The organism is Clostridioides sp. LIBA-6822, from assembly GCF_056688955.1.
In genome coordinates this window covers 155,001-168,232 of sequence record NZ_CP196995.1, presented here as the reverse complement: position 1 = coordinate 168,232, position 13,232 = coordinate 155,001, and the positions used below count along the sequence as shown (strand labels likewise).

The 13,232-nt window shown below is 35.3% G+C and carries 10 protein-coding genes, 9 tRNA genes and 2 rRNA genes (1 of these 21 only partly in view); all 21 read right to left on the bottom strand.

Going from position 1 to position 13,232, the window contains the following annotated elements; all coding sequences use genetic code 11:
* Positions 1-143 precede the first annotated feature (143 nt).
* Entirely contained in the window at positions 144-1,490 is a 1,347-nt protein-coding gene (gene glmM, locus ACTG48_RS01155) for a phosphoglucosamine mutase (RefSeq protein ID WP_479917880.1), read from the bottom strand.
* A gap of 170 nt (positions 1,491-1,660) precedes the next feature.
* A complete protein-coding gene (locus ACTG48_RS01150) occupies positions 1,661-2,218 on the bottom strand; it encodes a 2-oxoacid:acceptor oxidoreductase family protein (protein WP_021382553.1) in 558 nt (185 codons plus the stop codon).
* Positions 2,219-2,971, bottom strand: coding sequence for a thiamine pyrophosphate-dependent enzyme (locus ACTG48_RS01145; RefSeq protein ID WP_003420710.1), 753 nt, complete (start codon positions 2,969-2,971; stop codon positions 2,219-2,221).
* Positions 2,971-4,050, bottom strand: coding sequence for a 3-methyl-2-oxobutanoate dehydrogenase subunit VorB (locus ACTG48_RS01140; RefSeq protein WP_021382548.1), 1,080 nt, complete (start codon positions 4,048-4,050; stop codon positions 2,971-2,973). Before ACTG48_RS01140 ends, ACTG48_RS01145 begins: the two co-directional genes overlap by 1 nt.
* A gap of 28 nt (positions 4,051-4,078) precedes the next feature.
* Positions 4,079-4,294, bottom strand: coding sequence for a 4Fe-4S binding protein (locus ACTG48_RS01135; RefSeq protein WP_021382532.1), 216 nt, complete (start codon positions 4,292-4,294; stop codon positions 4,079-4,081).
* Between the two features lie 42 nt (positions 4,295-4,336).
* Entirely contained in the window at positions 4,337-5,014 is a 678-nt protein-coding gene (locus ACTG48_RS01130) for a hypothetical protein (protein ID WP_021382542.1), read from the bottom strand.
* Positions 5,004-6,083 (bottom strand): butyrate kinase, encoded by a 1,080-nt coding sequence (gene buk, locus ACTG48_RS01125; protein ID WP_479917879.1) that lies wholly within the window; start codon positions 6,081-6,083, stop codon positions 5,004-5,006. The genes ACTG48_RS01130 and buk overlap by 11 nt, the downstream gene beginning before the upstream one ends.
* Positions 6,084-6,104: 21 nt before the next feature.
* Positions 6,105-7,007 (bottom strand): phosphate butyryltransferase, encoded by a 903-nt coding sequence (gene ptb, locus ACTG48_RS01120; RefSeq protein ID WP_021382540.1) that lies wholly within the window; start codon positions 7,005-7,007, stop codon positions 6,105-6,107.
* Positions 7,008-7,311: 304 nt separating this feature from the next.
* Positions 7,312-8,493 carry a CdaR family protein gene (locus tag ACTG48_RS01115; RefSeq protein WP_479917878.1) on the bottom strand — a complete coding sequence of 394 codons (1,182 nt, stop codon included), beginning with the start codon at positions 8,491-8,493 and terminating at the stop codon, positions 7,312-7,314.
* The gene (cdaA, locus tag ACTG48_RS01110) at positions 8,490-9,329 is read right to left on the bottom strand and encodes a diadenylate cyclase CdaA (protein ID WP_021382536.1); all 840 of its coding nucleotides are present in this window, start codon (positions 9,327-9,329) and stop codon (positions 8,490-8,492) included. Before cdaA ends, ACTG48_RS01115 begins: the two co-directional genes overlap by 4 nt.
* Before the next feature lie 926 nt (positions 9,330-10,255).
* Positions 10,256-10,329: transfer RNA gene (locus ACTG48_RS01105), tRNA-Arg, on the bottom strand.
* 9 nt (positions 10,330-10,338) lie between these two features.
* Positions 10,339-10,413: transfer RNA gene (locus ACTG48_RS01100), tRNA-Gly, on the bottom strand.
* Between the two features lie 10 nt (positions 10,414-10,423).
* Positions 10,424-10,500, bottom strand: a tRNA-Asp gene (locus ACTG48_RS01095).
* Positions 10,501-10,505: 5 nt separating this feature from the next.
* A tRNA-Val gene (locus ACTG48_RS01090) sits at positions 10,506-10,581 on the bottom strand.
* Between the two features lie 5 nt (positions 10,582-10,586).
* Positions 10,587-10,660, bottom strand: a tRNA-Gly gene (locus tag ACTG48_RS01085).
* A gap of 9 nt (positions 10,661-10,669) precedes the next feature.
* Positions 10,670-10,744, bottom strand: a tRNA-Glu gene (locus ACTG48_RS01080).
* 15 nt (positions 10,745-10,759) lie between these two features.
* Positions 10,760-10,835 (bottom strand) — tRNA-Met (locus ACTG48_RS01075).
* A gap of 15 nt (positions 10,836-10,850) precedes the next feature.
* Positions 10,851-10,936: transfer RNA gene (locus ACTG48_RS01070), tRNA-Leu, on the bottom strand.
* Positions 10,937-10,941: 5 nt separating this feature from the next.
* Positions 10,942-11,016: transfer RNA gene (locus tag ACTG48_RS01065), tRNA-Asn, on the bottom strand.
* 6 nt (positions 11,017-11,022) lie between these two features.
* Positions 11,023-11,139 (bottom strand): 5S ribosomal RNA (gene rrf / locus ACTG48_RS01060).
* 130 nt (positions 11,140-11,269) lie between these two features.
* Positions 11,270-13,232 (bottom strand): 23S ribosomal RNA (locus tag ACTG48_RS01055); it runs 934 nt beyond the window's last position.

The following is a 13,232-nucleotide window of genomic DNA, read 5'->3' as shown; positions in this document are numbered from 1 at the left end:
CACCGCAGAGCATCCGCCGACAATTCGATTAACTCTGACCTCGTCAACTTAGTTCCTATGTTACTTAATAATTATGTCTATAACTAAGTTCTGGCGCTTAGAAAGGTGCCCTCAGTATTTATACCTGAGAATACCCTTATAAATTACGATAATTTTTCTTGTATAAGATTAGCTAAATTTGTTGCTAATTCTTTTATTTGACCTTCCTCTTTACCCTCTAACATAACTCTAACTAATGGCTCAGTTCCTGATGGTCTTATCAGAACTCTACCATTTCCATCTAAAATAGATTCTATTCTTTCTATCTCAGTTTTTATTTCTGGATATTCCATATATTTAGTTTTATTTTCATTTTTTATTGTTGCATTTACTAATACTTGTGGATATTGACTCATTATTGCTGCAAGCTCTGATAAAGGTTTCTTTTCTTGCAAGATTATATTTGCAAGTATTAAAGAACTAAGTACTCCATCTCCAGTTGTATTGTAATCTAAGAATATCATATGCCCAGATTGTTCTCCACCAAGATTGTATCCATTCTTAACCATGTCTTCTAAAACATATCTATCTCCAACTGCTGTAGTAGATAAATTTATTCCATTTTCTTTAGCAGCTATTGTTAATCCTATGTTACTCATAACTGTAACTACTAAAGTGTCTTGTGCTAATTTATTATTTTTCTTTAAATTTAAAGCACTCAATATCATTATATGGTCTCCATCAACAATTTGACCCTTTTCATTTACAGCAATTAATCTATCAGCATCTCCATCAAATGCAAGACCTAAGTCAGCATTATGTTCCAAAACAGCGTTTTGAAGTTGTTCTGGATGTGTAGAACCACATTTATCGTTTATATTATTTCCATCTGGTGAGCTATTTATTGAAATTACACTTGCTCCTAATTCATCAAATACAATTGGTGCTACTTTATATGATGCACCATTTGCACAATCCAATACTACTTTTAATCCTTTAAAATCAGTGCTTATTATTGATTTCAAATAGTCTACATAGTCTCTTTGTGCATAATGTTCATGTAATTTTCGTCCTACATTTTCACCAATTGGTAGACATTCAATTTTGTCTATATCATCTATATATTCTTCTATTTTTAATTCAATTTCATCATCCAATTTATATCCATTCTTATTAAAGAATTTAATTCCATTATATTCAACAGGATTATGAGATGCAGATATAACCACGCCACAATCAGCACCATATTTTCTAGTTAAATATGCCACTGCAGGTGTTGGTATTATTCCAACAGTAATAACATCACATCCAACAGACATAAGACCTGCTATTAAAGATGCTTCTAACATATCTCCTGATATTCTCGTATCTTTACCTACCACTACTTTTACTCTGTGGTCTCCTTGAGCTAAAACAAAACCACCAGCTCTACCAAGTTTATATGCTAAGTCACATGTTAATTCTGTATTTGCTACTCCTCTAACTCCATCTGTTCCAAAATACTTTCTCACTAAAGATTCTCCTTTCATAATTGAAAAGCTTGCAATTTGTATTATATTTTTATAGTTCATAAAATAACATTATATTCTTAATTTCAGTCATAAAAACATTTTAATACTTATCAGCAAAAAAGACAATAGAAATAATTCTATTGTCTTTTTTTTGACATCTTTTTTCTTTATTAGTTAGTTGCTACAGAACATGCAGCATCCATACCTTTTTGTAAAGCTTCTCTGTTTAATGGAACGAATTTTTCTTTTCTAGGTCCAAAAACTTTCTTAAATGCTTCTAATACAGATTCTATATCTACAGTATCAGCTACTTTTAAGTAAGCCCCTAGCATTATCATATTAGCAACTTTGTCATTTCCTAACTCAACTGCTAATTCATTTGCTGGTATATAATAAACATCTACATCTGTTCTATCAACTTTTTCTTTTATTAAAGAGCTATTTACTATTATTTTTCCACCAGGGATAACATCATCTTTGAATTTTTCAAATGCTGGTATGTTTAATAATATAGCTGCAGTTGCATCATCTGTTATAAGTGGAGAACCAACTGGCTCACTAGATACAGTTACTGCACAGTTTGCTGTACCTCCACGCATTTCTGGTCCATAAGATGGTAACCAAGAAACTTCTTTTCCTTCTAGCATTCCTGCATAAGTAAGTAATTGTCCCATAGACATAACACCTTGGCCTCCGAAGCCTGCACATATTACTCTAGCTGTAGACATTTACTTCACCTCCTCAACTTCAACATTTTTGAAATTTCCTAATGGATAGTATGGTATCATATTGTCTCTTAACCATTGTAAAGCATCATTTGGAGCTAGTCCCCAGTTTGTAGGACAAGTAGATAATACTTCTACTATTCCAAATCCTAATCCTGCTTGTTGAACTTGGAATGCTTTCTTTATAGCTTTTTTAGCTTGTCTAACATGAGCTGGAGTATCAACTGCTACTCTTTCTACAAATACAGCTCCTGTTAATGTAGCTAACATTTCACTTACTCTTATTGGATAACCTTGAGTTTCAGCATTTCTTCCTGATTGAGCAGTAGTAGCTCTTTGTCCAACTAGTGTAGTTGGAGCCATTTGCCCACCAGTCATACCATATGTTGTATTGTTTACGAATATAGTAGTTATTTTTTCACCTCTAGCAGCTGCATGAACTATTTCAGCAGTACCGATTGAAGCTAAGTCTCCATCACCTTGATAAGTGAATACTGTATTTTCAGGATGAACTCTTTTTATTCCTGTAGCTGCTGCTGGCGCTCTACCATGAGCAGCTTCTTGAGTGTCACAGTTGAAATATTTATATCCTAAAACTGAACATCCAACTGGAACAACACCTACAGCATCACCCAATACTCCTAATTCTTCTAATACTTCACCAACTAATCTATGGATTATACCATGTGTACATCCTGGACAGTAGTGAGTTTGAGTATCTTGTAATCCTTCAGTTTTCTTAAATACAACAGCCATTATCTAGCACCTCCTGCAACCAATTCTCCGGCAATAATTTTTTTAGCTTTTTCAACTATTTCTGCTGGTGTTGGAGTCATTCCTCCTGGTCTTCCATGGAAGTAAACTGGTAATTTACCTTCTACTGCCATTTTAACATCTTCCACCATTTGTCCCATACTCATTTCAACAGTTAATATGTTTCTAGCATTAGGAATTTGGTCAAATGCTTCAAATGGGAATGGCCATAATACTTTAGGTCTTATAAGACCTGCTTTTATTCCTTCTTCTCTTAATATATCAATTGCGCTTTTTACTACTCTTGAAGTAGTTCCATAAGCTGCAAATACAAATTCAGCATCTTCTGTTTTGTACATTTCGTATTGAACTTCATTTTTTTCCATTGCTTCAAATTTTTCTTGTAAATGCCAACAATGGTCTTCTAGTACTTCTGGCTCTAAGTATAGAGAGTTTATTACATTAGGTACTCTTTTCCCTTTAGTTCCAACAGTTGCCCAATCTTTAGGAGGCAATTCTCTTTTCTTTTCAGGAGCTTTAAATTCAACTGGCTCCATCATTTGACCTATCATACCATCTGCAACTACCATAACTGGTGATCTGTAGTAATCTGCAACGTCAAAAGCTTCCATTATCATATCAACAGCTTCTTGAACTGTAGCTGGTGCGAATACTGGAGTTCTGTAGTCTCCATTTCCTCCACCTCTTGTAGACATAAAGTAGTCAGCTTGTGAAGGTTGTATACTTCCAAGTCCTGGACCACCTCTCATTACGTTAAGTACAACACAAGGAACTTCTGCACCTACTGCATATGTTATACCTTCTTGTTTTAAAGCAACTCCTGGTGAAGATGAAGAAGTCATAACTCTTGCTCCTGCACCTGCTCCACCATAAACCATGTTTATCGCAGAAACTTCTGATTCAGCTTGAACGAACGCTCCACCTATTTTTGGTAACTCTCTTGATAAATATTCTGGTAATTCACTTTGTGGAGTTATTGGGTAACCGAAGAAATATTTGCAACCAGCTTCTATAGCTGCTTTTCCAAATGCTTCGTTACCTTTCATAAGTATCTTAGCCATTAAAATTCCCCCTTAAATATTAATTAAATTAATCTCTTTCTACTGTTATAACTACATCTGGACACATAGTTGCACAACTTGCACATCCTATGCATTTTTCCATTTCAAAAACAGTTGCTGGGTTATACCCTTTTTTGTTTATTACATTTGAGTCTAATTGTATGATTTTTACTGGACATGCTTCAACGCATAATCCACAACCTTTACAACGTTCTTCATTAAAAGATACTTTTCCTTTAGCCATTTACCTAAGCCTCCTTAAACTTTCTATATATTTGAGCTCAAACTACATCCAATCTTCTCTCATATATAATTTTATAGGAAAAATTTCTCCTTCTATGTCTTTTGGTAACTGTTCAACAAGATTTTCTAAACACGCAACATATCTTATAGGTATATTACATTTCTCAGAAACTTCTTTTGCAACTTTCTGTCCTCTTAAAACATCATCAATAGTAGTAAATCTAATGAGATGAGTATTATTAATCAGACCTGTTACCTTTAACTTAGAAGATTTTTCTATTTCCTTTATATATTGGATAACTTCTTCAGAAGTTTGAGTTTTCTCCCTATTTGCATTTATTACAAAAAGCATATCATAGTCGCCTTCTTTTAACAAATGACTAAATCTTCCTATAACTCTAGCACCTACATTATCTCCACCTAAATCTATAACAGAATTGTATGAATGGTCCACCATAGGAGACATTACTTCTGCTGATACTGCTGGTAAATCTAATGTTGGAGCATTGATTGAGCTATCTATTGGTTGTATACCTAAAGATTTCATTAGCTCTTTCTTTTCTCTAGTTCTAAAGTATACATTTACCACATCTAAATCGGCTATAGCAACTTTGCCAGAAACCATATCTCTTAATTTAACAACATAGTTCATCGCAAATTCACTTTTACCACTTCCATAGTGACCAGTTATGATTCTTATTCTTTTATCATTAGTTATCATAAACTTGGGCCTCTTCTTCACCAGTTAAAACTCTAAGTCCACCTTGAGCTAATGCAATCATTTCATCTTCTCCAGGATAAACTTTTACATCTGCTATAAATTTAACTCTATCTGCAATCATTTCTGTAAACATTTTTGAATATGCGATTCCACCAGTTAATAATATTGCTTTTACATCTCCCTTAAGAACGGCTGCACTAGCTCCTATTTCTTTAGAGATTTGATATGCCATAGCTTCATATAATAATTTAGCTTTTTCATCACCAGCTTCAATTCTTTCTTCAACTTCTCTAGCATCATTAGTATTTAAGTATGCAACTAATCCGCCATTACCTTTTATTTTCTTTTTAATTTCATCTTGAGTATATTTTCCACTAAAGCACATTTTTACTAATGCCCCTACTGGTAATCCACCACTTCTTTCTGGAGAGAAAGGTCCTTCTCCATCTAATGCGTTTGCAACATCTACTATCTTACCATTTTTATGAGCTCCAACAGAAACTCCTCCACCCATGTGAGCAACTATAAGATTTATATCTTCATATTTATTTCCTATTTCTCTAGCATATCTTCTTGCTATTGCCTTTTGATTTAAAGCATGTACTACACTTGCTCTGCTTATTTCAGGCATACCAGAAATTCTAGCTATATCTTCTAATTCATCCACAACAACAGGGTCTACTATGTATGAAGGAACATTTGCTTCATCACCTATTTGTTTTGCTATTATTCCACCTAAGTTTGAAGCATGTTCTCCTAAAACTCCTACTTTTAAATCTTCAATCATCCCAGCACTTACTGAATAAGTACCACCTTTTATAGGTTTAAGAAGTCCTCCTCTACCTACTACAGCATCTAATTCAGATGTTTTTACTCCACCTTCTTTTAGAGCTTCTTCTATTACTTGTTTACGGAATTCAAATTGATCTGACACTTTCTCATATTTTCCTATTTCTTCTGAGGAATGTCTTAAAGTTTTTTCAAATACTAAATCCTCATTATCAAATACAGCTATTTTAGTTGATGTCGATCCAGGATTTATTGTTAAGATTTTAAATATTTTGCTCATTTGCCTATTTCCCCCTTAAATTTAAGCCTTTGCTGCCATTAAAACACCTAAAGCTATTGAGTTAAGTTTAGTTTCTTCGCTGTCTGCTCTAGAAGTTAGTATTATTGGTGCTTTAGCCCCAACTATAACTCCTGCATTTTTTGATTTTGAGAAGAATACCAAAGCTTTATATAATATGTTACCACCTTCGATATCTGGAGCTAACAGTATATCAGCTCTTCCTGCTACAGGATGATTTATACCTTTATGTTTAGCTGCTTCTAAAGAGACTGCGTTATCAATTGCAAAAGGTCCACCAACCATACAACCTTTGATTTCTCCTCTTTCATACATTTCTTCCAGTTCTTTAGCTTCAACTGTATCTTTCATTTTTGGATTTACTTTTTCTTTTGCGCATATTGCAGCAACTTTTGGTTCGTTTATATCTAGTGAATGTGCTACTGTACAAGCATTTTCTATGATTTGCTTTTTAGTATTTGTATCAGGAGCTAAATTCATAGCTGCGTCAGTTATGAAAAATAATCTGTCATATCCCTCTACATCAAATACTGCTACGTGACTCAATACATTTCCAGTTCTAAGACCTACTTCTTTGTTTAAAACTGCTTTTAGTATTATTGATGTGTCTACTAAGCCTTTCATTACCATGTCGGCTTTTCCTTGTGAAACTAATTCAACAGATTTTAGAGATGCTTCTGCTAAATCTTTTATATCTATCAGTTCATAATTTTCGATATCCATGTCTATGCTTTTTGCAATTTCTTTAGTCTTTTCTATATCACCTACTAAAATAGCATCTGCTATTTTTTCTTTTCTAGCCATCTCAACTGCCATTAAAACTTCTTTATCTTGACAACATGCTACTGATATAGTTTTAGGTCCTCTTTCTTTTGCAAACTTAATTACTTCTTCAAAGCTTTTCATGCATTTCCACCTCATCTTGAATTTTTTGAAATAGAACTTTTTATATCTCAATTAAATTATAACTCGTTCAGCAACGTTTTCCTAGGGATAATTGAAATATTTAATTCAAAAATATTTATTTAAATCTATTTATCAGTCTTTTTTCATATATCTAATACTTTTTAGATTTAACAAATATCTCATTGTCCTTATTTTATAATATAACTAAAATAAACAAGATGCAACAAAAACATAAAATTAACAAACTTAATTTTATAGGTTTTTTTGTCGCATCTTGTAACAACTAAATATTCGAAATATTTGTTCATTCCACTTCAACAATATTAGGTTCTATATTTATTTTTTTAAATTGAGATGTTGTTTCATATTTTATTTTATATTTACTATCTTCTACAGGCCCTTCTGATAAATCAATAAACAACGAAATATCTTTTTTATTTAGCTTACTTAAATCTTCTGTTGATTCTACAACAACTTTTATATCTACATCAGAAATTATACTTGGATTATCCATATTTGTTGGAATATTTCTTAATTCAATATCCCCTACACTATATAGAAACTCTGCACTTAACTGTTTTGTTTCATTTAATTTTATTGTTATAGAACTCTCCTCAAGAGTTATACCTTCTGGAACTTCTAAACTCACTTCTTTTTCTTCTCCATTAGCCAAACCAGCTAAATCAACAGGTTTTGTCTTAATATAATTTATTTTGTCTATATTTTCTTTCTTTCCTTTTATTGTAACTTGTTCTGCACTTAATTTATAGTTTTTCAATGCATCATTATCTTTACTATCTTTTAGATTTACTCTTATTGGTACAGTTTTTTCTTTTAATAGTTCTATTTGTGCCGTTACAAAAGATGAACTTAATGTTACACCTTCAACCTTAGTTCCCTTACTATTTAATGGGATTAATTCCAATTTTTTAGAAAAATCTTCTGTTTTATTTCCAACATCTAAATTAGCTCTTACACTTTTGACTTCATTAACTAGACTCCTTGGACCCGACACATCGACAAAATCTTTACTAAGTTCAATTTTATTTATATTTCCTTTTGAATTTCCACTTACTTCTACCTTTATATCTCTTTTTTCTTTTATATTTTTTTCAAGATTCACTACTAAAACATCATGCTTAAATTCTATAGTGACACCTTGAGGAATATTTGCTTTTAAATACACTTCTTTCTGTCCTTGTATTGGGTCTTCAATAGTTCCATATACATGTATATCTTCTTTTTTAACACCTTGTACCTTTGATAAACTGCCTTTTATATATACATCTGCTGTTAATTTTTCGTCTGGATATATAACAAGATTTTTATCTTTTAAATCACTCATATTACTTATAGATACAGGTATATCTTCAAACCCTTTAGTTTCTTCAGGGTCAACCACAGCCATAACATACATCCATAATGCAATTGCACTTAAAAATGATATTATTTTTATTTTGGTATTATTTTTCAGTCTGTTTATCATTTAAATATACCACCTTTGAAAAAACTTCTTGTTTCTGTATTTGTTTTTAAATTACTACGTAATATATTCATCATTCTTTCTCTAGAAATATCTCTATACAATTTACCTGACTTAGCAATTGAAACTCCTCCAGTTTCTTCCGACACAATCAGTGTAATACAGTCAGATACTTCACTTACACCTATTCCCGCTCTATGTCTAGTACCTAAGTCTTTGCTTAAGTCCTTACTTTCTGTCAATGGTAAGAAACATGCAGCTGCCTTTACCTTAGAATCTCTAATTACAACAGCTCCATCGTGTAATGGGGTATTGGGTATAAATATATTTATTAATAGCTGTCTAGAAATTTCAGCATCAATAATAGTTCCTGTATTTATTATATCACTTATTCTAGTTTCTCTTTCCATTATGATAAGAGCACCTATTTTTTGTCTAGAAAGTGAATACAAAGCTTCTACAATTTCCTCTATATTTCTATTAAGAGTTTCTTCCGAAGTATTTACATTCTTTCCAAATAAATTAAACTTTGCTCTTCCTATATGCTCAAGTCCTGCTCTAAATTCTGGTTGAAAAATTATAAGAGCAGCTATAACTCCATAATCTAAAGCTTTAAGAGATATCCAATAAACGGTATGCAATTTAAAAGTGTTACTAAGTTGAGTTGCTAATAAAAGAAATATTATTCCTTTAAATACTTGTTCTGCCCTTGTATCTTTTATAAACATAAATATTTTGTAAAAAATATACGCTACTATAGATATGTCAATTAAATCATATATACTCATTCTTAATATTATATTAAAAAATCCATTTAAAAAAGAATTTATATCTAACACAGTTTTATCCTCCTGTTTGATAACTTCTTAATTATTTACACTATGTATTATACTATATAAATCTAACTCTATACAAACTATTTAACTTTTGTGTAAATAATTCTAATTTTATGCTTCGAGATTGTTAAATAATCTCTAAACACATCAAAAATATCAATCAATAAATACATATTTTTATTAAAATTAGTTTCAAGTCAATTAAATCAAACCATCAAGGCGCGAATACAAAATAGTACTCGCGCCTTAACGCAGTTTTATGCTATAAAACCTATTTAATATATCATTAACTAATATATATTTACTACAATAAATTTGATAATCTACTCATCAATTGTAAAATTAAAAGATTATCTATCATTAATATTATCTTATTAATGTAATTTTTATCTTAAAGTAATAACTTGCTTTATACCTAGTTTAGATAAATTTATTTTAATATGTTACTTTATTTTAATATGTTACTATAAATTACTATTAAAAGTTATTTTCCATAACTAAAATAACACACATTCTCAAATTTATACATTCATCACTCATACTATTATAATCCATTTAGTATAATCTATAAATGTTACATTACATTGTCAATTCTTTATAATACTTAACTTTTTATAATCTATTATATAGGTACAATTAATTACTCTATAAGTTCATAAGGTAATCTAATGTATTAATATTCTAAAGTATACAATATAATGTATATATTCTTTACCTACTAGTTAATAACTCCTTCTAACTATACGTTTCATAAACTTCTTGTAGACTATTATACATTACCATTCATATGTTTACAATATTAATGAATATACTGTAACTCTTACATATTTTAAAGTTTATAAAGAAAAAGACACAGGTAATGTACATGTATCCTGTGTCTTTTTAAACAATATAAAAGTTTACTATAAAATATAGTAAACTTTTCTTAATGAGCGCACAGGGATTCGAACCCCGGACACACGCCTTAGAAGGGCGTTGCTCTATCCAGCTGAGCTATGCACCCAAGTTATTATGGAGCGGGAAACGAGATTCGAACTCGCGACTTCAACCTTGGCAAGGTTGCGCTCTACCACTGAACTATTCCCGCTTATTTAGTTTGGCGACCTGGAAGGGGTTCGAACCCTCGACCTCCAGCGTGACAGGCTGGCATTCTAACCAACTGAACTACCAGGCCGCAAATGGTGGGACCAACAGGGCTCGAACCTGTGACCCCCTGCTTGTAAGGCAGGTGCTCTCCCAGCTGAGCTATGGTCCCATTTTTGGAGCGGGTGAAGGGGATCGAACCCTCACAGCTGGCTTGGAAGGCCAGAACTCTACCATTGAGCTACACCCGCATATTTAATTGGTGACTCGTAGGGGAATTGAACCCCTGTTACCGCCGTGAAAGGGCGGTGTCTTAACCTCTTGACCAACGAGCCATTTTAATATTTTAATGGTTGCGGAGGCAGGACTCGAACCTACGACCTTCGGGTTATGAGCCCGACGAGCTGCCAACTGCTCCACTCCGCGATATTGTTTTATAAGTGCCGAAGACCGGAATCGAACCGGTACGAGAGGTAAGTCCCGCAGGATTTTAAGTCCTGTGCGTCTGCCAGTTCCGCCACTTCGGCTTTTTTGGCTCCAAGGGTGGGGCTCGAACCCACAGCCTACCGGTTAACAGCCGGTTGCTCCACCGTTGAGCTACCTTGGAACATTAACGTGGCTACGTCCTACTCTCCCAGGCAGTTTCCCACCAAGTACCATCAGCGCTAGAGAGCTTAACTTCTGTGTTCGGAATGGGAACAGGTGTATCCTCTCTGCTATTGTAACCACATAATCTTTATACTTAATATATTTTATGTTTAATATAACTATTAAACTTTAGAATCTAGTAAATACTAGTTTCCTTAGAGTTAGTACTCTAAAAACTACACATATATTTTACTGAATGAACATCAAATAATTTGGTCAAGTCCTCGACCTATTAGTATCGATAAGCTAAATACATTGCTGCACTTACACCTTCGACCTATCAACCAGATAGTCTTTCTGGGGTCTTACCCTTGCGGTGGGAAATCTTATCTTGAAGTTGGCTTCGCGCTTAGATGCTTTCAGCGCTTATCCATTCCGTACATAGCTACCCAGCCATGCCCTTGGCAGAACAACTGGTACACCAGAGGTACGTCCATCCCGGTCCTCTCGTACTAAGGACAGGTCTTCTCAAATTTCCTACGCCTGCGACGGATAGGGACCGAACTGTCTCACGACGTTCTGAACCCAGCTCGCGTACCACTTTAATGGGCGAACAGCCCAACCCTTGGGACCTACTACAGCCCCAGGATGTGATGAGCCGACATCGAGGTGCCAAACCTCCCCGTCGATGTGGACTCTTGGGGGAGATAAGCCTGTTATCCCCAGGGTAGCTTTTATCCGTTGAGCGATGGCCCTTCCACGCAGAACCACCGGATCACTAAGTCCGATTTTCATCCTTGCTCGACCTGTATGTCTTGCAATCAAGCTCTCTTTTGCCTTTACACTCTACGTACGATTTCCGACCGTACTGAGAGAACCTTTGAGCGCCTCCGTTACCTTTTGGGAGGCGACCGCCCCAGTCAAACTGCCCACCTGACAGTGTCCCAAGACCAGATTCATGGCCTATGGTTAGAGTCCCAGTACTACAAGGGTGGTATCCCAAGGATGGCTCCGCCAAAACTGGCGTCCTGGTTTCAAAGCCTCCCACCTATCCTGTACATGTAGTACCAAGACCCAATGTCAAGCTACAGTAAAGCTCCATGGGGTCTTTCCGTCCTGTCGCAGGTATCCGGCATCTTCACCGGAATTACAATTTCACCGAGTCTGTTGTTGAGACAGTGCCCAAATCGTTACGCCTTTCGTGCGGGTCGGAACTTACCCGACAAGGAATTTCGCTACCTTAGGACCGTTATAGTTACGGCCGCCGTTTACTGGGGCTTAAGTTCACTGCTTCGATTGCTCTAACAGATCCCCTTAACCTTCCAGCACCGGGCAGGCGTCAGCTCCTATACATCGTCTTGCGACTTAGCAGAAACCTATGTTTTTGGTAAACAGTCGCTTGGGCCTATTCTCTGCGGCCACCGGATGGTGGCACCCCTTATCCCTAAGTTACGGGGTCATTTTGCCGAGTTCCTTAACAACAGTTCTCTCGCGGGCCTTAGGATACTCTCCTCACCCACCTGTGTCGGTTTGCGGTACGGGTACCTTTAACCTCGATAGAGACTTTTCTTGACAGTGTGAAATCAGCTACTTCGCTACTAAATTTCGCTCCCCATCACATCCCAGCATTATCAAAGCGGATTTACCTACTCTGACTGCCTCAATGCTTGGGCACACATAACCAACAGTGTGCTTAGCTTATCCTACTGTGTCATCCCATCTCTCAAACGGTTATCGGTAGTACAGGAATATCAACCTGTTGTCCATCACCTACGCCTTTCGGCCTCAGCTTAGGTCCCGACTAACCCAGGGCGGACGAACCTTCCCCTGGAAACCTTGGGTTTACGGCCTGTGGGATTCTCACCCACATCTCGCTACTCATGCCAACATTCTCACTCCCATACTGTCCACATGTCCTTACGGTCATGCTTCAACCCGTATGGGAAGCTCCCCTACCCATCATAATGATGCCGTAGCTTCGGTAGTAAGTTTTAGCCCCGGAAATCTTCGGCGCAGGATCACTCGACCAGTGAGCTATTACGCACTCTTTGAATGAGTGGCTGCTTCTAAGCCAACATCCTGGTTGTCTGTGCAATCCCACATCCTTTACCACTTAACTTACATTTAGGGACCTTAGCTGACGATCTGGGCTGTTGCCCTTTCGACTATGAATCTTATCACCCACAGTCTGACTCCCAAGTATAAGATGACGGCATTCGGAGTTTGATAGTCTTC

Coding starts and splice junctions, on each gene's coding strand:
- ptb (WP_021382540.1), bottom strand. CDS start 7,007: ATGAAAAGCTTTGAAGAAGTAATTAAGTTTGCAAAAGAAAGAGGACCT.
- ACTG48_RS01140 (WP_021382548.1), bottom strand. CDS start 4,050: ATGGCTAAGATACTTATGAAAGGTAACGAAGCATTTGGAAAAGCAGCT.
- ACTG48_RS01135 (WP_021382532.1), bottom strand. CDS start 4,294: ATGGCTAAAGGAAAAGTATCTTTTAATGAAGAACGTTGTAAAGGTTGT.
- ACTG48_RS01130 (WP_021382542.1), bottom strand. CDS start 5,014: ATGATAACTAATGATAAAAGAATAAGAATCATAACTGGTCACTATGGA.
- ACTG48_RS01150 (WP_021382553.1), bottom strand. CDS start 2,218: ATGTCTACAGCTAGAGTAATATGTGCAGGCTTCGGAGGCCAAGGTGTT.
- buk (WP_479917879.1), bottom strand. CDS start 6,083: ATGAGCAAAATATTTAAAATCTTAACAATAAATCCTGGATCGACATCA.
- ACTG48_RS01145 (WP_003420710.1), bottom strand. CDS start 2,971: ATGGCTGTTGTATTTAAGAAAACTGAAGGATTACAAGATACTCAAACT.
- ACTG48_RS01115 (WP_479917878.1), bottom strand. CDS start 8,493: ATGATAAACAGACTGAAAAATAATACCAAAATAAAAATAATATCATTT.